Genomic DNA, 19,620 nt, shown 5'->3' on the forward strand with positions numbered 1-19,620 from the left:
GGAGGAGCAGCCGTCCGCGGCCCGGGATGGGGGCGGACCTCGCGCGGGACCGCGGGGTATGCACCGGTCCGCGGACGGCTGCTCCACAAAGGAACCCTCCGCGTCCGTCAGCGGCGATGGCTGCCGCCCCCGGAACCGCGTCCGCGACTGCGCATACGCATGGCGAGCGCGCCCGCGAGCAGCACGACGGCTCCCCCGGCCCCACCCGCCATCCCCCACGAGGACTGCTCCGCCTTACTGGAAGCGGAAGCACCGGCCGCCCCCTGCCGCGTGGGCGTCGCGCTCGCGCCGCCGCCCTCGCTGAGCGGTTCGACCAGCGTGCCCACGGGCTTGGCGCCGGCCCCTTTCCCGAACCCCCAGTCGAGCAGCGCGGCCGTCTCCTCGTAGACGCCGCTGCCGCCGCTCTCCGGGTGCAGCACGGTGACGAGGAGGGTCCGCCCGTCGCGGGTCGCCGCGCCGGTGAAGGTGTTGCCCGCGTTGCTCGTGTAACCGTTCTTGACACCGATCAGGCCGTCGTACGCCGCCACGCCGTCCGCGCCCGTCAGCAAGCGGTCGGTGTTCTGGATCTGGAAGGTCTTCTTGCCACCGGCCGGGAAGTCGGCGGTTTTCGTCGAGCAGTAGCCGCGGAAGTCGGCGCCGGCGAGGCCGTGCCGGGCGAAGAGCGTCAGGTCGTACGCGGAGGACAGCTGGCCCTCGTGGTCGAAGCCGTCGGGGCTGACCACCTTGGTGTCCAGGGCCTGCAGATCCTCGGCTTTGGCCTGCATCTGCGCGACCGTCTCGTCGAGACCGCCGTTCATGTGACTGAGCACGTGCACCGCGTCGTTGCCCGAGCGCAGGAAGACGCCGAGCCACAACTCCTCGACGGTGTACGTGGTTCCGGCCTGTATGCCGACGAGGCTGGAGCCCGAGGGAATCCCCGCCAGGTCGGCGGCGGTCACCGTGTGCTTCTCGGTCCGCTCGAACCTCTCCAGGACCGTGTCCGCGAACAGCATCTTCAGGGTGGACGCGGGTGCGAGGCGCCGGTGCGCGTTGTACGAGGCGAGCACCTCGCCGCTGTCGTGGTCGGCGACGAGCCAGGAGCGGGCGGTGAGGCCCCTGGGCAGGCCCGAGGCGCCGCTCACCTGGACGCCGGTGCGGGCGAGCCGCTCACCGCCGATCGTGGTGGCCGCCGAAGCGGGTGCGGCGGCGGCCAGCGGGACGGCGGCTGCGGCAAGGCCGAGGGCGGCACGACGGGAGAGCCGGGTGGAATCACGCATCCCGGGACCGTACAAAGGCAGTCTGTGACACCGCACGGCGGGGTGACAAAGGAAATCCACTGCGCTTCCAAAGAAACCGCAAAGCCCGCGAAGGCGGCGGGCGGGGACGCGGCAGCGGCGGCACGCCGCACCATGTGAATAGGGCGCGTGCCCAGGTGGAAAGAGTGCGGACCCGCCCCGTACGCCCATCCACCGTCCCACCGGGAGATACGCACCGGGCGGGCCCGCTGTTCTTCACCAAGAACCCACTCAACAGGCACTACCTGGCATTAAGCCCTAGGGAACTTAGGAATCAGCTGTCTGATGGAACATTTATAACGGGCCTCACTTTCTCAGCTCTTACACATCCCTTACTCAGGCCGACTCAAAGCTTTCTCCATAGCTTGTGGCCGCGCCCACAGCGGGCGCCAAGAACCTTTGAGGAACGGGATGTTTGGCATCTATCTCAAGCGTGAGCTGAGCCGGCGCAAGAAGGCGGCCCTGGTCATCGCCCTGGGTCTGGCGCTCGGTATCGCGCTGGTCATCACCGTCAACTCGGTGTCGGCCGGCATGCAGCAGGCCCAGGACAAGGTCCTGACGTCGCTGTACGGACTCGGCACCGACATGACGGTCACCAAGGCACAGGCAGCGCCCACGGACAGCGAGTCGGGCAGGCCCCGGTTCGAGTTCGACGCGGGCTCCGACAGCGACGACACCCAGAGCTCGGACCGCGTGATGACGCAGGGCGGGCAGGCCTTGAAGGCCTCGCTCGTCACCGACGTCGCCAAGCAGTCGGGCGTGGCGAGCGCGGTCGGCGCGCTGAGCCTGAACGTCACCAAGGTCGACGGCTCCTTCACCCAGGGCACGGCGGAGTCCGCCGCGCCCTCCGGTCAGGGTCAGGGCGGCGGCCAGGGCGGCCAGTCCACCGGCCAGCCGCGCGTGCAGGGCGGCGGCGCCAACTTCGACGTGAACTCGTACACCGTCGCGGGCGTCGACGTCACCAACCAGGACCTCGGCCCGCTCGCCACGTCGAAGATCACCACGGGCACGACGTTCACGACCGCGCAGACCAACTCGAAGGTCGCGGTGGTCAGCGCCTCGTACGCCAAGGAGAACGAGCTCACGATCGCCAAGACGATCACGATCTCCGACACCAAGTACGACATCATCGGCATCGCGACGCCCGACAGCAGCGAGTCGACCACCGACGTCTACCTGCCGCTGAAGCAGGCGCAGACGCTCGGCGACTCGGCCGACCAGGTCACCACGATCTACGTCACGGCGACCGACTCGAAGCAGATCGACACGGTCAAGGCGACCATCCAGAAGAACATCTCGGGTACGACGGTCACCACCTCCGCCGACCTCGCGGACACCGTCTCGGGTTCGCTGTCCACGGCCTCCAACCTCGCGACCAGCGTGGGCAAGTGGCTGTCCATCGCGGTGCTCATCGCCGCGTTCCTGGTGGCGGCGCTGCTCACCTCCTCCGCCGTCTCCCGCCGGGTGCGTGAGTTCGGCACCCTCAAGGCGCTCGGCTGGCCGTCCCGCAAGGTCACCCGGCAGGTCGTCGGCGAGTCCATCGTGAACGGTCTGATCGGCGGCGCGCTCGGCATCGGCATCGGTCTCGCCGCGGCGTACACGGTGACGGCGATCAGCCCGACGCTGACCGCGGAGCTCGGTTCCACGGCGAGCGCGGGTGGCGGCGGCCGTATGGGCGGCGGCGGCCCTGGCGCCCAGCAGGCGGCGTCCAACACCATGGACATCGCGCTCTCCGCTCCGGTCTCGATGACGACCATCGCGCTGGCGGCGGGCCTGGCCATCGCGGGCGGTCTGATCGCCGGTGCGATGGGCGGCTGGCGCGCCTCCCGGATGCGCCCGGCGGACGCGCTGCGCAGCGTCCAGTAACACGCCCTCGGGCAACCGGTCTTCGGGCCGGACACCCCTTGAGCTGGGGCGCCGCGTCCGTTCCCCCCGGGTCGCGGCGCCCCACCCCCCTTTCCTTCTTCACCTGCCTGCTTCATCTTCGGAGAACTCATGTACAAGCTCACTGGCGTCACCAAGCGCTACACGCGGGGCAAGGAGACGGTGGAGGCGCTGCGTGGCATCGACCTCACCATCGAGGACGGCGACCAGCTCGTCATCCAGGGCCCCACGGGCGGCGGCAAGTCGACGCTGCTGCAGATGATCGGCGGTCTTGACCGCCCCTCCTCCGGCAGCGTCGAACTGGACGGCGTGAACCTCGCCGAGATCAGCGAGGCCAAGCTGACCCGGCTGCGCGCCGAGAAGATCGGCATCATCTTCCAGTCGTTCAACCTCATCCCGACGCTGACCGCGCAGGAGAACGTCGAGACCGCGCTCGTGCCGCTCGGTGTGAAGCCCAAGGAGCGGCGCGAGCGGGCCGCCGAGGCGCTGGCCTCGGTCGCCCTCGGCGACCGCCTCACGCACGCCCCGTCCGAGCTGTCCGGCGGCCAGCAGCAGCGTGTCGCCATCGCGCGCGCCCTGGTCAAGAAGCCGAAGGTGCTCCTCGCCGACGAGCCGACCGGCAACCTCGACGAGGGCACCCGCGACGACATCATGGGCCTGCTCGAAGGCCTGTGGCACGAGTACGGGCTGACCTTCATCATGGTCACCCACGACTCGTCCATCGCCCGCCGCGCGCCCCGCCTCGCGACCATCAAGAAGGGTCAGATCACGTTGAAGGAGCAGAGCGGTGGCGCGGTGCGCCGCGCCCCCGCCCCTCAGCAGTTCGCCCAGTAGCCCCGTACGGCAGGGCCTTCGGAGGGCCGCTCACCGTCCCAGAACGCGGTCGACCTCGGTCAACTGCCCGGCGGTGAGCGGCCCTTTCGCGATCGCGCCCGCGTTCTCCTCGGCCTGGGCGACCGAGCGGAACCCGGGGATCGGGACGGTGCGCGGGCTGCGCGCCCACAGCCAGGCCAGCGCGCCCTGCGCGAGCGTACGGCCGTTGCTGGTGAGGATGGACCTGAGGGCGTCGACCCTGGCCAGCCACTGAGGGTCGGCGCCGGCGCTCTCGGTGAAGCCCGGCAGCCAGGCGGGCGGCGCGTTGCGGATGTCCCCCGCCTCCAGGGCGCGCCCCGCCGCGTGCTTCCCGGTCAGCAGACCCATCGCGAGGGGACTGCGGTTGATGCTCGCGAGGTCCGACTCCTCGCAGAGCGCCAGGAGTTCGGGTGCGTCCTGGAGGATGTTCAGGCGGTGCTGTACGGCCGCACAGTGCTCGCCCGCCGCGAAGACGGCCGCGCGCTCGGGGTCGTCGGTGCTCCAGGCGTAGGCGCGGACGAGCCCCTCGCGTACGAACTCCTCGCAGGTGTCGCGGAGTTGCGCCGCACGGTCCGGGTCGGCGTCGGAGATGTGCAGCTGGTACAGGTCGACGTAGTCGGTGTCCAGGCGGCGCAGTGAGGCGGTCAGCGCGCGGCGGGCGTACGCCGGGGAGTCGTCGCTGCCGAGGGCGATGCGGCGCTCCTCGTCGATCAGGTTGCCCCACTTGGTGGCGACGACCACGTCGGAGCGGCGCTTGCCGAGGGCGCGCGCGAGTACCCGCTCGCTGTGCCCGGTGCCGTACGCGTCGGCGGTGTCGAAGAACGTCACGCCGAGGTCGAGGGCGCGGCGAACCGCCCGTACGGACTCCTCGTCGTCGACCTTGCCCCAGCCCAGGGGCTGCCCGTCGGAGGTCGCCCATTCGCCGCCGATGGCCCAGCAGCCGAAGCCGAGGGCGCTCACTTCGATGCCGCTGCGGCCCAGTGTCCTGGTCCCGTTGGTGTGCTCGGTGGTCTCCATGCCTCCGGACGCTAGGAGTTGGAGTGCACACGAAGGCAAGGCCTTTTCCGGGAAGGTGCTTCAGGCCTGGCCTGTTTCGAACCGGGAGATCCTGCCTCCGTCGTCGACCGTGAAGCTCCACTTCGTCTTCATCTCGCCCCAGGTGTCGTTGCTGTAGTGGGCGATGAGGGAGAGGCCGCCCTTGGACTCGTTGTCGACGTCCATGTGGCCGTGGGAGGAGAAGATCTCCCGGTCGGTCCAGTCGGCGAGGTCACGGTCGGAGCCGTCGTCGGACATGGTGGCGCCGGGGGCGAGAAGTGCTTGGAAGGCGTCGCGGTCGTGGGCGTTCACAGCGGTGACGAACGCCCGGACGGCCGGGTCGCTGAGTTTGGCTACCTGAATCGTCATGCCAGCCAGAGTCACACCGCTCTCGCGGGCCCGCCACCCGAACGGCCGCGCGGGCGCGTCGGGTGGGGTGATCGGTGCGACGGTGGAAGTCCCTGCAGTCCGTCTGTTCACTCCGTACCTTCGCTCCATCCGTTCCCTCCGTCTGTTCACTCCGTCCGTTCCGGGAGTCACCGTGACTTGTTTCGACCGACGCGATCTGGGGCTGCTGCTGCTCCGTCTGGGCACGGGCGGCGTGCTGGCCGCACACGGGGCGCAGAAGCTGTTCGGCTGGTTCGGCGGGGGCGGGCTCGAAGGCACCGGGGCGGCCATGGAGTCCATGGGCTACGCGCCGGGAAAGGCGAGCGCGACGGCGGCAGGCCTCTCCGAGGCGGGCGGAGGCGTGCTGCTGGCACTGGGCCTCGCGACACCCGCCGCCGGGGCGGCGGCGGCCGGCGCGATGGCGGGCGCGGCGGCGGTGCATGCGCCGAACGGGTTCTTCGCCATGGGCGGCGGCTACGAGTACGCGGCGAGCCTCGGCCTGACGGCGGCGGGCCTCGCCGTGACCGGTCCCGGCCGGCTCTCCCTCGACCATGCGCTGGGGCACGCGGTGAACCGCGGCTGGATGGTACCGACGGCCCTTGGCGTGACGGCTGCGGTCACTGCGGTGGTCGTGGGGGCGCGGAACCAGCGGGTGCGGAAGCTGGCTGAGGGCGAGCAGGAGTCGCTGTTCGACGAGGAGGCGTTCAGCCAGCAAGTGGACGAGTAGGCACCCCCGGCCGACGATTGGGCATCCGGCCGCGGTCCCGGGGATGGGAGGCTGCTCCCATGGCTGACCGCGCTCACGAAGACGACGTCTGGGACACGATCGACCGGCTGTACGCCTGGCTGGACGCCAACCAGGCGCACACCGGACGGGAGTTGCTCCTCCTGCGCATGCTGAAACTCTCCGAGGAGGTCGGCGAGGTCGCGCAGGCGGTGATCGGCGCGACCGGCCAGAACCCCCGCAAGGGCACGAGCCACACCTGGGACGACGTACGGTCCGAACTCTGCGACGTCGCGATCACCGCCCTGGTCGCCCTGCGCACCCTGGCTCCGGACGCCCGCGAGGTGTTCACCATGCACCTGGCCGGTGTCGAGGAACGCTCGCTCGGCCCGTCGTCGGCGGACGTCAGGGCCTGAACTCGCCGTCCGCGGAGACCGCGACCTCGATGACGAGGGGTTCCGTGCGGTCGGCCAGCGTGGGGCACAGCGCGTCGAGCGTCTCGCACAGGTCCGGGTAGGTGTCGATCCGGCGGACCGGGCAGCCGAGGGACTCGGCGAGGCCGGCCACGTCGACCTCCTCGAAGGCGGGCCACGGCGGCTTGCCGCCCTGCTGGTCCGCGAGCCGGTCCATCACCGCGTAGCGGCCGTTGGCGAGGACGACGAAGACGGCGCCGACGCCGTAGTGGGCGGCGGTCCACAGGGACTGGATCTGGTAGAGCGAGGATCCGTCGCCGACGACGGCGACCACCGGGCGGCGCGGCTGTCCCATGCGCACCCCGATCGCGGCCGGCATCGCGAAGCCGAGTCCCCCCATGGCGGCGCTGAGGAAGCCGAGCGGCCGTCGGGCGGGCAGCAGGGCGTGCAGGTCGGGGCGGGAGGAGGGGGTCTCCTCCACGATCACGGTGTCGGCGGGCACGCGCTGTGCGAGCGCCGCGAGTACGTGGGTGGGACTCAACCGCTCCCCGGGGGCGGGTGGTTCGGGATGCGGAGTACGCGCGGCCGGCTCCGATATCGGCGGCCTGGGCGGGGTGCGGCGGGCGAGCCGGTCGCAGAAGTCCGGCAGCGCGGCGACCACCGCGAGTTCGGCGGGAGCGCGGTGCGCCTCGGCCGGGTCCTCGGTGACGACGACCACCCGGGAGCCGGTCAACTCCCCCGGCGTGTACGGGTATTGGCGCAGGAACGGCGCGCCCACGCAGAGCACCAGGTCGTACGGGGCGAGCGTGGCGCGCAGTCGCGGGCGGTCGGCGGGCAGGTGTCCGGCGAACAGCCGGTGGTCCTGCGGGAATCCGGCCCGCGCCCCGAAGGGCTCCTGCCACACCGGGCAGTCGAGCCGCTCGGCGAGGGAGCCGAGCGCGGTCCAGGTCCCGTCGCTGTCCGCGCCCGCTCCGACGACGAGGGCCGGCGCGGTGGCCCCGGCCAGCAGCGCGGCGACCTCGGCGACGACCGACGCGTCCGCCGACGCCGCCCGGCGCAGCACGGCCGGCGCGGGAACCGGCAGGTCCTCGGCCGGCTCCGCCCAGTCGTTCATGGGTACGAGGACCAGCGCGGGCCCCTTCCCCTCGCGGGCGGCGTGCACGGCCCGGCCGATGGCGCCGGGCACGTCCTGGGCGCGTACCGGCGACTCCACCCGGACCGGGTAGTCGCCGGCCAGGCCGTGCAACTGCCCGGCGAGGAACGGCTCCTGGGCGAGGTGCCTGCGGTCCTGCTGGCCCACGAGAACCACGAGGGGTGCCCGGTTGACGCGGGCGGTGGCCAGCGCGCCCACCGCGTTGCCGAGGCCCGCCGTCGTGTGCAGCAGCACCAGCGCGGGCTCCTCGCGCGCCAGCGCCCAGCCGGTGGCCGCGCCCACCACCGAGCCCTCGTGCAGGGCGAGTACGAACTCCAGGTCCTCGGGCAGGTCGGTGAGCAGGGACACCTCCGTCGAGCCCGGATTGGCGAAGAGGGTGGTCAGCCCGTGCAGACGCAGCACGTCGAAGGCGGCGTCACGGACGGTGCGGGTCACGGGGGTGTCTGCCTCAACGGCAGTCGCTCCAACGGCACTCGCACCAACCGCCGTCGTACCAACGGCACGCGTGCCAACCGCCGGCGCGCCAACGGCACTTGTCCCAGCCGTGCTCGCCTCGACCACACTCGCCTCCGCCTCTGCCTCTGCCTCGACCTCTGCCTCCGGCACCGCGCTCGTCTCCACCGCTCGCGTCACGACAAGGTGCTCCTTCGGTTCGCGACCTGGCCGCCCAGCCCCACGTTGGCCCGCAGCCACGCGGTCAGGGCCTCGGTGGCGCCGGCCTCGGTTCCGGCGGACTCCTCCCCCTTGCGGACGGAGATCATCCGCTCGACCACACGCCGGTGGTATTTGCGCACCGTGGCAGCGGCGACGGCGGGATCACGGCCGGCGATGGCGTCCACGATCTTCACCCGCTCGGGCTGGAGGGCGCCCGCGATCTGCCCCCAGTCCCCGCCCCTGCTGGCGGACAGCTTGACCGCGAGCCCGACCTGCACCTCGGTGATGAACCGGCTCAGCGCGGCGAGCAGCGGATTGTGGGAGATCTCGGCGAGCGTGGCGAAGAAGTGCTGGAGCGCGGCGGCGGACCGCTCCACGCCCTCGCCCGTCGCACTCGCCTCGGCCTCGGCCGCGGCCCGCAACCCGGCGATCTCCTCGTCCGAGGCGTGCTCGGCGGCGAGTTCGGCGGCGTACGCGTTGAGCACGGCGAGCAGGCCCATCACCTCACGGGCGCCGACCTTCTCGAACTGCACGACGGAGGCGATGGACACGGCGAGCAGGGTGTCGCCCTGCGCGTTGACCGTCGCCCGGCTGCCGTTGCGGGTGGTGACCAGACCCATCGCTGTCAGTACGCGGATCGCCTCGCGGATGGTGGGGGCGCTGACGTCGTACGACGCGGCCAGCTCCCGTTCGGAGGGCAGCCGCGCGCCGTCCGGCAGGGCGCCGGTGAGGATCTGCTCGCGGAGGTCCTCGACGATCTGGTCGGCCACCCGGCCGCGGTAGATCTTCGCGGGGGTATGAGGCACGGACATGACACTCCCAAGGGGGTTTCTGGACCTCGTCCCCCGAACCTCCATGGCCCGGGACCTCGATGGCCCATCCAACAAGAAAGCTAACCTACTAGGTAGGTTGAATTCAAGGCTTTCACAGCTCGTTCAGCGCTCCGATCGTTCAGCGCTCCGACTCGCTGGGGCGGATGAGCAATTCACTCACCGCGGCATGCGCGGGGCGAGTCACGACGTACTCGACGGCGTCGGCGACGTCCATGGCGCTCAGGCGTTCGTAGGTCCCTATCCTGCTCGCGAGTTCCTGCCGGACCCGCGGCGGGAACAGCTCGGTCTCCACCGCGGACGGTTCAAGGACCGAGACGCGGACCCGGCGGCCCGCCACCTCCTGGCGCAGCGCCTCGGTGTACGCGTTGAGCCCGTACTTGCTCGCGTTGTACACGCCCGTGGTCTTGTGGACGACGCGCCCTGCCACCGAGCTGACGTTGACCAGGTCGGCGACCCGACGGGGCTCACCGGCGGCCGCCTCGACCAGGTGCGGCAGGGCGGCGTGCGCGCAGTACATGTTGCCCAGCAGGTTCACACCCACCACCCGGTCGAACTCCGCGGGCGAGGAGTCCATCAGCGGGCCCCGCTGGGGCACGCCGGCGTTGTTGACGAGGATGTCGAGCCGCCCCCACGCCTCCACGGCGCACTCCACCGCCGCGCGGGCCTGTTCCGCGTCGGTCACGTCGGCCGGCACCGACAGCGCCCGCCCTCCCGCCGCGGTCAGCTCCGCGGCCAGCGCGGCGAGCCGGTCCTCGCGCCGGGCCACCAGCGCGACGGCCGAGCCCCGCGCCGCCAGGACGCGCGCCACGGCAGCGCCTATCCCGCTCGAAGCCCCGGTCACCACGGTGACGGTCCCCTTCAGATCAAGCTCGGCCACGGCCCACTCCTTCGGGTTCGTTCCCTCGATTCGAGGAAAAGCTCATCACCTACCTTGACACAAACCTACCAAGAAGGTTTCTTGGTTGTAGTGACGAACGGATGTCACCTGGAAAGCGCGCCGCGGTGGGACCCGCGGAAGCGCCGAAGGACCCGGACGGTCACGGACACAGTCATCAGCCCATCGGCGCGAAGCCGCCCCACACGCACCGGCCGCGCACGGGCTCGCATCGGATTACGGAGGACCGCGATGAAGATCGCACCGTTCGACGAGAACGCGTACAAGATGGACCACCCCCGCGGGACGGTCTCGTTCAACTACCTGCTCATGGGCGACCGGAGCAAGCCCATGGACAACTACCGCTACATCCTGGGCCGTCAGGAAGCCGACTTCCTGATGCCCCGGCACTGCCACACCTTCGAGCAGATCCGCCTGCCGCTGGTCGGCGACATGAACCTGGGCGAGCAGGGCATCCTGCGCGAGGGCGAGGTCGGCTACTTCCCCGAGGGCCAGACCTACGGCCCCCAGGACGACCCGCTGACCGACCCCAAGCAACTCCAGCTCGTCCTGCAGTTCGGCGGCGCCTCCGCGCTCGGCATGGGCGCCGGCCGCGGCCGCGGCCCCGACAACAAGGAGGCCCAGGCCGAACAGCGCGCGGTACGCGAGCAGCGGTTCCCCAAGCCGCGCTACAACGGCGTCGTGATCAGCAACCCGGACCACTACAACTGGCTCCCGGTGACCGGCTGGACCGGCGTCAAGCACAAGCCCATCGGCACCTACACCGAGCGGCAGTTCTGGATCGAGTTCCTCAAGATCGACGCCGGCGCCGAATGGGTCTCGCAGAGCGAGGACGCCCGCCGCCTGACGGTCGTCCTCTCGGGCGCGGGCACCATCGAGGACACCGCCGTCAGCAAGCTGGGTGCGGTGGACGCCGACCCCGGGGAGAAGGTCCGCTTCGCGGCCACCGAGGAACTGATCCTGTTCACCATCGGCCTCCCCCCGATCCAGCAGCCCGTCGAGCCCGACGACGACAAGTTCGTCACCTCCCTCACCGACGGCGGCATCCGGTTCGAGAACGCCAAGGACGCCGCCGACGGCTGAGCACGGCCGTGCGCCGACACGGGCCTAGCGGGGCGGCGGGGCGGCACGGTCGGCTCCTGGACGGGAGCGGTTGCCGTACGCCGTCTTCGGCCGGGCTTGCCCTGGGCCGGAACGGTGGCTCCAGGGCGACACCGGTCGTCCCCGCCGACACGGTGGCTCCTCGCCGACACGGTCGCTCCTGGCCGTACGCCGATACGGGCTGATCATCGACGTACGCCTGTATCGGCCGGTCGGAGCCGTACGGCGACGCCTGCCGCCGCCCACGGTTCGTCGGCGGGCGAGGCTGACGCGGCGCGGGCCTCGCGCCGGGCTGGATCGGCGCTCCGGTCGGTCGGCGTTCCGGTGGCGGGGCGACCGCCGGACGGGCCGTCGTCGACGGCGGTGTCCCTGCCGGGTCATGGCCGGGTCCCCGGGCCCCCTGACGGGCGGCCTCCCCCGGAAGCCGACTGCCGCCCCGGTGGGCCGTTCACCCCGGCAGACAGCCCTCGCAGGGCAACCACCGGAACGAACAGCACCTCGGGAAGCCCCTTACCCCGATTCCCGACCGACGGTCACCCGGCAGACCGGAGCCCCCACCCCACCGCCCCTCCAACCCGCACTCACAGAAAGCCCCCTCCTGTGAAAATCGCCACCCGGCGGACCCCCTTCGGCGACCGGCTCTGCTTCGCCGAAGTCATCCCGCACCAACTCATCGACGTCCAGGCCGCGTTCGTACGACGGCTGGAGACCCTGGGCGTCCACCGGGACGACGCCCTGGCCCGCTCCCGCCTCGACGTACCCGGTGACCTGCCCGCGCTCCTCCAGGCGGATCCCGAACTCACCGCGGTCCGGGCGGTGTTCGAGTGGGCCGTCGACCACGCCGACACCGGGGAGCTGCACGAGGACTGCCTCTGGTCCGACGAGGCCGGGCGTCTCGGCCCGGCGGTCGGACGGCCGCAGACCATCTGGTGCGTGCAGGTCAACTACCCGCGCCGGCGGCCCGAGGACGAGCCGCCCGGCTCCCAGGACAAGCCGAAGCCGGCGCTCCGGGGTTTCCTCAAGGCCATCGGCTCGCTGGCGGGACCGCACGACGAGCTCCGGTGTCCGGTCATCTCCGAGAGGGTCGACCCGGAGGTGGAGCTGGCCGTCGTCATCGGCCGCCGCTCGCGCCGGCTCACCCCCGAGAACGCCATGCGGGCCGTGGCCGGTTACGTCGGCTTCTGCGACACGGGCTCGCGGGACGTCTCCGAGCTGGACAGCAACCGCCTGGACCGCGCCCAGGGTTTCGACACGTACGGGATCACCGGGCCCTGGTTCGTCACGGCCGACGAGATCCCCGACCCGCACGACGTGCGCATCCGCTCCTGGATCAACGGCGAGCTGCGACAGGACGGCAGCACCGCCGAGATGTTCCATTCCGTTCCCGAGCAACTGGCCTGGCTCACCGCCGCGCTCACCCTGGTGCCCGGCGACGTGCTCTCGACCGGAACGCCGCTCCGCCACGGCCTCGTACGACCGGGCGACGTGCTCCGAGGAGAGGTCGAAGGACTCGGAGTCATCGAGAACAAAGTCGTCCTCGACGACTGAGTGGCTCAGCCACTCACCCACTGAGGCACTGAGGCACTGAGGCACTGAGGCACTCAACCACTGAGCCGCTGAGCCGCTGAGCGCCTGAGCGGCTGAGCGGCTGAGCCACTCACCCACTGAGCCACCGGAGGTCGGTCATGCCCGCACCACACCTGCAGATCATCGTCGGCAGCACCCGCCCGGGCCGCCGCGGCCACGCCGTCGGCACCTGGTTCCACGACCTGGCGGTCCGCCACGAGGGCTTCGGCATAGAGTTCGTCGACCTCGCCGAGGTCGGCCTGCCGCTGCTCGACGAGCCGCGCCCCCCGCAGCGCGGCCGGTACGACCACGACCACACCCGGCGCTGGAGCGAGACCGTACGCGCCGCCGACGCCTATGTGTTCGTCGTCCCCGAGTACAACCACAGCTACAACGCGGCGACCAAGAACGCCCTCGACTTCCTGGCGAAGGAGTGGGCGGGCAAGCCGGTCGCGTTCGTCGCCTACGGCGGTGTCTCCGGCGGTGCCAGAGCCGTCACCGCGCTGATCCCGGTCGTGTCCGCGCTGAAGATGATGCCGCTCTCGCACTCCGTGCACATCCCGTCCATCCGGACGGCGATGACCGCAGGTGGGACCCTCGAATCCTCCCCCGGGCTGGACGCGGACGCGTCGGCCATGCTGGACGAGCTGCTCCAGCTGACCGTCACGCTCTCCGCGGCCCGGCTCGGCGACCCGGTCGGGTGAGCGGGGACCCGGTCGCGGTGCCCGCCGGTGACGTTCCGGACGGGCGGCGCGTCCCCCGGATCGTCGTCAGCCAGAAGGTGGCGGTCGGCGTCGTCTACGTGGCCGGGCTCTTCCTGAGCACGCTGGACATGACCATCGTCAACGTCGCGCTCCCGTCGATCGGCCGCGCCTTCTCCGTGCCGTCCACCGCCGTCGACACGGTCTCGATCTCCTACCTGGTGAGCCTGGCCGTCTTCGTCCCGGCCTCCGGCTGGCTCGGCGACCGCTTCGGCGGCAAGCGCACCCTGCTGACCGCCGTCGCCGTCTTCACCGCCGGCTCGGCGCTGTGCGGGATGGCGACGAGCATCGGTGAACTGGTCGCGTTCCGTGTCCTGCAGGGCGCGGGCGGCGGCATGCTCGCCTCGGTCGGCATGGCGATGCTGCTGCGCGCCTTCGCCCCCGGGGAACGGGTGCGGGCCTCGGCGATCCTGAGCATCGCCAACGGCCTCGCGCCCACCCTCGGCCCGGTGGTCGGCGGCCTGCTGGTCACCGAGGTCTCCTGGCGGGCGATCTTCTACGTCAATGTGCCGGTCGGCGTCTTCGCGGTCGTGTTCGGCGTGCTGTACCTGCGCAACGAGCCCGCCCGGCCCACCGAGCGCTTCGACCTGACCGGGTTCCTGCTCGCGGCGTCCGGACTCGGCCTGCTGATGTACGGCGTCTCGGAGGGGCCCGAGCGGGGCTGGACCACGGCCCCGATCGCCGCCTGCGTGGCCTTGGGCGTCGTCCTGATCGCCGCGATGATCGTCGTCGAACTCCGCAAGGAGTCCCCGATGATGGACGTACGGCTGCTGTCGGACCGTCTGTTCGCGTCCGGTACCGCGGTGATGACCGTGCAGTCGGTGGCCTTCCTCGGCACCTTGTTCACGGTCACGCTCTACCTCCAGGACGAGCGGGGAATGACCCCGCTGGCCGCCGGACTGACCATTTTCGCCGAGGCCGTGGGCGTGGTCACCGGCTCACAGCTCGCCAGCCGGCTGCTCTACCGCAGGCTGCGCCCCCGCAGGCATCTGATGCTGGGCGCGGCCGGCACGAGTACGACCATCGCGCTGATGAGCCTGTGGCACACGGACACCGGTCTGTGGTGGGTCCGGCTGCTGCTCTTCGCCATGGGCCTCTCCGTCGGCCAGGTGTTCGTGGGCACCCAGTCCGCGTCCTTCGCCACGGTCACCTCGTCGTCCTCCGGCCGGGCCTCGACCCTCTTCAACGTCGGCCGCAGGATCGGCGGCGCGGCAGGAGTCGCGGTGGCCACCACCGTCCTGGTGTCGGCCACGGGCGGCGCGTCCGGCACCGGAAGCGCCCCGGACATGTCCGGCTACCGCGCCGCCTTCCTCACCGCCGCCGCGCTCAACCTGCTGGGCCTGTACGCGGCCACGCGGGTCAGCGACGCCGACGCGGCGAGCACGATCCCGCCTCCCCGGACCGGCCGGCGCAAGCATCGACCCCACCACGAAGGAGACCCCCTGGCCTCACCCGCTCCATCGGCCACCACCACCCCGCACACCCAGAACACCAAGAACACCAAGTACAGCCAGAACAGCCAGAAAGCAGAGGATCCACAGCCATGACCGGTCTGAGTCTGACCCAGGCATCCGAGATCGTCGACGCCGCGCTGAGCCACGCGCGCGACCTGGGACTGCGCCCCCTGACGATCACCGTGCTCGACCCGGGAGGCCACCCCCAGGTCGTCAAGCGGGAGGACGGCGCGGGCATCCTGCGCCCGCAGATCGCGCACGCCAAGGCATGGGGCTGCCTCGGCACCGGCTCGGGCGGCGCGGCCGGAGCGCGGCACGCGACCCGCGACCCCGCCTTCTTCGCCGCCCTGGCCTCGATCTCCGAGGGCCGCATCGCCTCCTCCCGGGGCGGTGTGCTCATCAGGGACAAGGAGGGCGAGCTGCTCGGCGCGGTGGGCGTCAGCGGAGAGCGGCCCGAGAACGACGAGCTCGTCGCAGTCTTCGGAGTGGAACAGGCCGGCCTGGTGGCCGACGCGGGCTGACCGCGCCGGACGGCCGGGATCCGCCCCCGGGACGGGGCGGATCCCGGTCAGCACCACCGGACACGGATGTACTCCAGCAAGGAGCCGCATTCCCCGTGGGGCGCCCCGCGCGCCCCGCACGGCATCGAAATGCCCGCACGGACAGCCGATGGGAAACTGAGGTGCACCATGGCAATGACGCCTGAAGACCTCGCGACAACCGCGATACCCACCCCGCCCGATCTCACCCCCAGGCGACGCGCACAGGCCCTGCTCATCTGCATAGCCGCCGCCTTCCTGACCCTCCTCGACGTGAGCATCGTGACCGTCGCGCTGCCCTCGATGGAGGAGCATCTGCACCTGACGCCCGCCGACGTCACCTGGTCGCTCGCCGGATACACGCTGACCTTCGGCCTGATGCTGGTCCCGGCGGGCCGCCTCGGGGACGAGTTCGGCCGGCGAAAGATCTTCGTCATCGGGATGGTGCTGTTCATCGTCACCGGCGTGCTGTGCGGAGTGGCGCCCGACGCCGTGTGGCTGGACGCGGCACGGCTCGCCAGGGGTGTCGCCGCCGGACTGGTCGCCCCCCAGGTCGTCGGACTGCTGCACCAGATGTACCCGGCGCGCGAACGGGGCCGCGCCTTCGGCTACTACGGCGCGACGGTGAGCCTGTCGACCGCGATCGGCCCGCTTCTCGGCGGCGTCATCCTGCATGTCTTCGGCACGGGCGAGGGCTGGCGCTGGGTCTTCTTCGCGTTCATCCCGCTGGACGTCGTCGTCCTCTTCCTCGCCCTGCGTCTGCTGCCGCAAGGCCACCGTGTGGAGGCGCGCCGCACGCTCGACCTGGTCGGTGTCCTGGTCCTCGGTCTCGCCGTCACGGCCGTGATGCTGCCCCTGCTGCAGAGCGGGGACTGGGTCGACCGCCGGTGGTGGCTGACGTGGACCGGCCTCGCGCTCCTCGTCGTCTTCGTCCTGCGGGAGCGCGCCGTCGCACGGCAGGGCCGGCAGCCGCTGGTCGACCTGAACCTGTTCCGTGAGCGCCACTACTGGGTGGGCACGCTGGTCGCGGCTTCGCTGTACGGCGGGTTCACGGGCATCTTCATCGTCCTGACCCAGTTCCTCCAACAGGGCCTTGGCTACACGGCGCTGCACGCGGCGCTGTCCATCGTGGCCTTCACCGTCGGTTCGGCGGTCTGCGGCGTGATCAGCGGCCGTATCGTGCACCGCGTCGGCCCCCCGCTGGTGATCGGCGGTACCGCCGTGACCGCCGTCGGGCTGGCCGCCACGGCCCTGGTGGTCGGCGGTTCCTCCGGCTCCGGGCACGCCCATGGGGCTGCTGCTCGCCGGACCGCTCCTGGTGGCCGGCTGCGGCGCCGGTTGCGTCATCGCGGCCAACCAGACCCTCGCCCTGCACCGTGTACCGCGCAAGGAGGGCAGCACCGCGGCCGGGGTCTACCAGACCGGCATGAAGATCGGCACCTCGCTCGGGACGGCGCTGGCGACCTCCCTGCTCTTCAGCCGGATCGCCGCCACGCACGGCGACTGGGCCGCCGCCGCGCAGACCGGCCTCATCGGCGCGGCCGCCCTGGCCGCCGTCGCCTTCCTCGTGGCACTGCCGGGCTTCACGCTCGGCAGGCGTGACGGCACGCCGGGCGTGGTGGAGGAGGAAGAGGTCGAGATGGCCAGGTGACGGTGATCCTCAAGAGGCGTTCACAGGAAGTCACTTCGGGCTCAGCACGCCCGCCGCCACGCGTCCAGCGAGAGCCGCTTCAGCATCGAGTCGAGGCCCAGCCGCTCGGCGGTGGGACAGAACTTCCCCGTGGACACCTCGTACTCCACATGGAAGACCGCCTTGCGTGCCTTGACGAACGGTGTGAGCGACGCGCACTCGTCGTACTCCGCGCACTGCTCGTTGACGGCGAAGTCGAAGTCCCCGACCAGCTGCGGGATCTGCTCCAGGTCGTTCTTCAGCCCGACGGCCAGGCCCCGTTCGTGTGCCAGGTCCGCGATCATGCGGTTGTACGCGAGCTGGTCCGCGGCGGTGAGGGGAAAGCCGGTCTTGTTGGTGTAGCCGTCCAGGAGGTCCGGCTCGACGGCGTCGAAGCCCTTGTCCCGGCACATGTCCATGCGCTTGGCCATGATGGGGCGCAGCACGTCGAGTTGGCGGATGTCGAGCCACCGCTCGCCGTCCCAGCCGTTGCCCTTGCCGAGCACGGCGGCGGGGAAGGCCTTGTGGTCGGGGCGGAAGTCCTCCCAGGCACCGGCGTTGATGTAGCAGATCACCTTGCGTCCGTCGGCGTGCAGGCGCTCGACCACGGCCGCGCTGTTCTCGTAGCCGTCGATGTCGTACACCGGGACCTGTACGGAGGTGTCGATCCGGCCACTGAGCTGCCATTGCCAGGCGGTGCCGGGGCGCGGCTGCCAACGGCCGGACTTGGCTGGGGTGTTGGTGGTGCAGCCCGCGAGGAGCAGGGCAAGGACCATGAGGGCAAGGGCGGTTGCGGATCCCGGCCGTGCGGCGTGCCTCAAGACGCTTCCCTCTCCAAGCTCGGCGGCAGGCCGCTCCACGGGTTCGCGCCGCTGCCCGGGACGGCGCAGTGCACGCCGGCCCCGCGCATCCGGGCGGTGCGCGCAGCGACATCGCAGAGCCCGTCCGGAACGCCGTACACCAAGTGGCAGAAGCGGTCGGGCGGATGGGCGCCGGTCCAGGCGGGCACCGTGAAATCGGCGTGGCGGTACGTCTTCCAGGTGCCCTCGAAGGTGACGAGGAGGTCGGCGAACTCGGCGTAGCCCGGGTCCGGATGGACGCCCGGGTTGAGGACGACGGTGCGGGAGCCGCAGACCCGGGCGGCGCGCACCAGCCGGCGGTAGTGGCGCAGCGGCCCGGTGCCGGAGGCGGTGCGGTCGAGGAAGGCGCCGTCGGTGTCGTACCAGCGGCGGTACCTGCGCAGGTCGCCGACGAGCGCGCGGACCGACCGGTCGCCGTATGCCGTGTCCACGTATCCGAACACCCGCACGTCCGCCTCGCGCAGCTGCGCGACCGCCTCGACGAAGGCCGGGTCGGGGCTGGCGCCGGGTCCGTCGGCGACGTTGAGGACGACGCCGTAGACCTGTGGACCGGCGCGGATCAGGGCGCGCCAGGCGGCCGGGTCCACGGCGGGGTGGACGTAGAGCGGGACGAGCAGCCCGCCCCGGCCGGGGACCGTCGCCGGGTCCGTCACGCCGGAACCCGGGTGTGCTCGGCCCACAGGCCGGTGAGCGAGTCGGTCAGTGTCAGTTCGGGCCGCCAGCCGAGGGCGTCCGCGGCGGCGGTCACGTCCGCCCGCTGCCAGGACACGGCCGACGACCGCTGCGATCCGGCGCCGCGTTCCTCGATCCGGCCCTGGAATCCGGCGGCCCGCGCCAGCTCCTGAGCAAGGTCCCGGGCGCAAGTGGCCGTGCCGCTGCCGATGTTGAGGACGGGTGGCAGGGGGCCGGGGCCGGTGGCCGCGAGCACGGCGGCCCGCGCCACATCCCGTACGTCGACGAAGTCGCGGTACGCCGACAGGTCGCCGACCCGGACCGTGCCGTCGGTCCCCGCGCGCCGCAGTTCCTCCGCGAGCCGTCCCGACAGACTGGCGGCGGGCGCGCCGGGGCCGACCGGGTTGAACACCCGCAGGACGACGGTGTCCAGGCCGGTATCTCCGGCTTCCGTCACCGCGTACGACCCGGCCAGCTTGGTCGCCCCGTAGGTGCCCTGCGGGCTGACCGGCGAACTCTCGGTGAGCGTCTCCCCGGCGGGCGTCGGCCCGTACTCGGCGGCCGATCCCAGGTGGACCAGACGGGCGCCGGGGGCCGCCTCCCGCAGCGCCTCGCACAGTACGGCGGGCCCGCGGGCGTTGGTCTCGGCCATGCGTACGGGGTCACCGCCGACGGCGCCCGCACAGTTGACGACGGTGTCCGGGGCGAGGGCCCGCAGGGACCGTGCGAGTCCGGCGACGGAGATGGCGGCGAGGTCCACGGGGAGGTTCACGGGCAGACCGGGGTTCACCGAGCGGCCGCCGCCGAGCACCCGCACACCCGCGAGGGTGCGCAGCTGCCCGGCGACGTGGCCGCCGAGGAATCCGGTGGAGCCCAGGACGAGGATGCGCATGA

19 protein-coding genes are annotated in these 19,620 nt (G+C 71.7%); 10 read left to right on the forward strand and 9 right to left on the reverse strand.

Annotated elements, in window-relative coordinates:
- Window positions 1-107: 107 nt before the first annotated feature.
- On the reverse strand, window positions 108-1,256 hold the full coding sequence (locus OG219_RS14325; protein ID WP_266826516.1) for a D-alanyl-D-alanine carboxypeptidase family protein: 1,149 nt from the start codon (window positions 1,254-1,256) through the stop codon (window positions 108-110).
- 429 nt (window positions 1,257-1,685) lie between these two features.
- Here OG219_RS14325 and OG219_RS14330 point away from each other — a divergent pair, with 429 nt between their 5' ends.
- Window positions 1,686-3,140, forward strand: a complete 1,455-nt coding sequence (locus OG219_RS14330) for an ABC transporter permease (RefSeq protein ID WP_266826518.1) — start codon at window positions 1,686-1,688, stop codon at window positions 3,138-3,140.
- 129 nt (window positions 3,141-3,269) lie between these two features.
- A complete protein-coding gene (locus OG219_RS14335) occupies window positions 3,270-3,992 on the forward strand; it encodes an ABC transporter ATP-binding protein (protein WP_266826520.1) in 723 nt (240 codons plus the stop codon).
- A 30-nt stretch (window positions 3,993-4,022) separates the two neighbouring features.
- Here OG219_RS14335 and OG219_RS14340 read toward each other — a convergent pair whose 3' ends face one another.
- Window positions 4,023-5,027: an aldo/keto reductase gene (locus OG219_RS14340; RefSeq protein ID WP_266826522.1), complete on the reverse strand. Its 1,005-nt coding sequence runs from the start codon at window positions 5,025-5,027 to the stop codon at window positions 4,023-4,025.
- 60 nt (window positions 5,028-5,087) lie between these two features.
- Window positions 5,088-5,414, reverse strand: coding sequence for a nuclear transport factor 2 family protein (locus OG219_RS14345; RefSeq protein ID WP_266826524.1), 327 nt, complete (start codon window positions 5,412-5,414; stop codon window positions 5,088-5,090).
- Between the two features lie 172 nt (window positions 5,415-5,586).
- On the opposite strand from OG219_RS14345, the gene OG219_RS14350 reads away from it, so the two are divergent.
- Window positions 5,587-6,159: a DoxX family protein gene (locus OG219_RS14350; RefSeq protein WP_266826526.1), complete on the forward strand. Its 573-nt coding sequence runs from the start codon at window positions 5,587-5,589 to the stop codon at window positions 6,157-6,159.
- A gap of 59 nt (window positions 6,160-6,218) precedes the next feature.
- On the forward strand, window positions 6,219-6,572 hold the full coding sequence (locus OG219_RS14355; RefSeq protein WP_266826528.1) for a MazG-like family protein: 354 nt from the start codon (window positions 6,219-6,221) through the stop codon (window positions 6,570-6,572).
- Here OG219_RS14355 and OG219_RS14360 read toward each other — a convergent pair.
- The 3 genes from OG219_RS14360 to OG219_RS14370 form a co-directional block, all read right to left on the reverse strand.
- Entirely contained in the window at window positions 6,562-8,157 is a 1,596-nt protein-coding gene (locus tag OG219_RS14360; RefSeq protein WP_266826530.1) for a thiamine pyrophosphate-dependent enzyme, read from the reverse strand. The genes OG219_RS14355 and OG219_RS14360 overlap by 11 nt on opposite strands.
- Window positions 8,158-8,351: 194 nt before the next feature.
- Window positions 8,352-9,188 carry a FadR/GntR family transcriptional regulator gene (locus OG219_RS14365; RefSeq protein ID WP_266826532.1) on the reverse strand — a complete coding sequence of 279 codons (837 nt, stop codon included), beginning with the start codon at window positions 9,186-9,188 and terminating at the stop codon, window positions 8,352-8,354.
- Window positions 9,189-9,327: 139 nt separating this feature from the next.
- Window positions 9,328-10,086 carry an SDR family NAD(P)-dependent oxidoreductase gene (locus tag OG219_RS14370; protein WP_266826534.1) on the reverse strand — a complete coding sequence of 253 codons (759 nt, stop codon included), beginning with the start codon at window positions 10,084-10,086 and terminating at the stop codon, window positions 9,328-9,330.
- A 249-nt stretch (window positions 10,087-10,335) separates the two neighbouring features.
- Here OG219_RS14370 and OG219_RS14375 point away from each other — a divergent pair, with 249 nt between their 5' ends.
- The 6 genes from OG219_RS14375 to OG219_RS14400 all read left to right on the forward strand — a co-directional run bounded on the left by OG219_RS14375 (window position 10,336) and on the right by OG219_RS14400 (window position 17,127).
- A complete protein-coding gene (locus tag OG219_RS14375) occupies window positions 10,336-11,187 on the forward strand; it encodes a hypothetical protein (RefSeq protein WP_266826536.1) in 852 nt (283 codons plus the stop codon).
- Between the two features lie 618 nt (window positions 11,188-11,805).
- The gene (locus OG219_RS14380; protein WP_266826538.1) at window positions 11,806-12,753 is read left to right on the forward strand and encodes a fumarylacetoacetate hydrolase family protein; all 948 of its coding nucleotides are present in this window, start codon (window positions 11,806-11,808) and stop codon (window positions 12,751-12,753) included.
- A 137-nt stretch (window positions 12,754-12,890) separates the two neighbouring features.
- Window positions 12,891-13,475, forward strand: coding sequence for an NADPH-dependent FMN reductase (locus OG219_RS14385; RefSeq protein ID WP_266826540.1), 585 nt, complete (start codon window positions 12,891-12,893; stop codon window positions 13,473-13,475).
- Window positions 13,472-15,079 carry a DHA2 family efflux MFS transporter permease subunit gene (locus OG219_RS14390; RefSeq protein ID WP_266826542.1) on the forward strand — a complete coding sequence of 536 codons (1,608 nt, stop codon included), beginning with the start codon at window positions 13,472-13,474 and terminating at the stop codon, window positions 15,077-15,079. The genes OG219_RS14385 and OG219_RS14390 overlap by 4 nt, the downstream gene beginning before the upstream one ends.
- Complete coding sequence (locus OG219_RS14395; RefSeq protein WP_266826544.1) at window positions 15,076-15,507, forward strand: heme-binding protein; 432 nt, start codon at window positions 15,076-15,078, stop codon at window positions 15,505-15,507. Before OG219_RS14390 ends, OG219_RS14395 begins: the two co-directional genes overlap by 4 nt.
- Window positions 15,508-15,681: 174 nt before the next feature.
- Window positions 15,682-17,127 carry an MFS transporter gene (locus tag OG219_RS14400; RefSeq protein ID WP_266826546.1) on the forward strand — a complete coding sequence of 482 codons (1,446 nt, stop codon included), beginning with the start codon at window positions 15,682-15,684 and terminating at the stop codon, window positions 17,125-17,127.
- Window positions 17,128-17,217: 90 nt separating this feature from the next.
- Here OG219_RS14400 and OG219_RS14405 read toward each other — a convergent pair whose 3' ends face one another.
- Genes OG219_RS14405 through OG219_RS14415 form a run of 3 tightly spaced genes read right to left on the reverse strand, consistent with a single transcriptional unit; the run spans window position 17,218 to window position 19,618 of the window.
- A complete protein-coding gene (locus OG219_RS14405) occupies window positions 17,218-17,970 on the reverse strand; it encodes an endo alpha-1,4 polygalactosaminidase (protein WP_266836093.1) in 753 nt (250 codons plus the stop codon).
- Between the two features lie 41 nt (window positions 17,971-18,011).
- Complete coding sequence (locus OG219_RS14410; RefSeq protein ID WP_266826548.1) at window positions 18,012-18,707, reverse strand: spherulation-specific family 4 protein; 696 nt, start codon at window positions 18,705-18,707, stop codon at window positions 18,012-18,014.
- Entirely contained in the window at window positions 18,704-19,618 is a 915-nt protein-coding gene (locus OG219_RS14415; RefSeq protein WP_266826550.1) for an NAD(P)-dependent oxidoreductase, read from the reverse strand. Before OG219_RS14415 ends, OG219_RS14410 begins: the two co-directional genes overlap by 4 nt.
- Window positions 19,619-19,620 lie beyond the last annotated feature (2 nt).

The sequence above is a fragment of the Streptomyces sp. NBC_00038 genome (genome assembly GCF_026343635.1).
Classification (GTDB): domain Bacteria; phylum Actinomycetota; class Actinomycetes; order Streptomycetales; family Streptomycetaceae; genus Streptomyces.

Coding starts and splice junctions, on each gene's coding strand:
- OG219_RS14395 (WP_266826544.1), top strand. CDS start 15,076: ATGACCGGTCTGAGTCTGACCCAGGCATCCGAGATCGTCGACGCCGCG.
- OG219_RS14330 (WP_266826518.1), top strand. CDS start 1,686: ATGTTTGGCATCTATCTCAAGCGTGAGCTGAGCCGGCGCAAGAAGGCG.
- OG219_RS14340 (WP_266826522.1), bottom strand. CDS start 5,027: ATGGAGACCACCGAGCACACCAACGGGACCAGGACACTGGGCCGCAGC.
- OG219_RS14325 (WP_266826516.1), bottom strand. CDS start 1,256: ATGCGTGATTCCACCCGGCTCTCCCGTCGTGCCGCCCTCGGCCTTGCC.
- OG219_RS14385 (WP_266826540.1), top strand. CDS start 12,891: ATGCCCGCACCACACCTGCAGATCATCGTCGGCAGCACCCGCCCGGGC.
- OG219_RS14345 (WP_266826524.1), bottom strand. CDS start 5,414: ATGACGATTCAGGTAGCCAAACTCAGCGACCCGGCCGTCCGGGCGTTC.
- OG219_RS14335 (WP_266826520.1), top strand. CDS start 3,270: ATGTACAAGCTCACTGGCGTCACCAAGCGCTACACGCGGGGCAAGGAG.
- OG219_RS14375 (WP_266826536.1), top strand. CDS start 10,336: ATGAAGATCGCACCGTTCGACGAGAACGCGTACAAGATGGACCACCCC.
- OG219_RS14415 (WP_266826550.1), bottom strand. CDS start 19,618: ATGCGCATCCTCGTCCTGGGCTCCACCGGATTCCTCGGCGGCCACGTC.
- OG219_RS14405 (WP_266836093.1), bottom strand. CDS start 17,970: ATGGTCCTTGCCCTGCTCCTCGCGGGCTGCACCACCAACACCCCAGCC.
- OG219_RS14400 (WP_266826546.1), top strand. CDS start 15,682: ATGACGCCTGAAGACCTCGCGACAACCGCGATACCCACCCCGCCCGAT.
- OG219_RS14355 (WP_266826528.1), top strand. CDS start 6,219: ATGGCTGACCGCGCTCACGAAGACGACGTCTGGGACACGATCGACCGG.
- OG219_RS14365 (WP_266826532.1), bottom strand. CDS start 9,188: ATGTCCGTGCCTCATACCCCCGCGAAGATCTACCGCGGCCGGGTGGCC.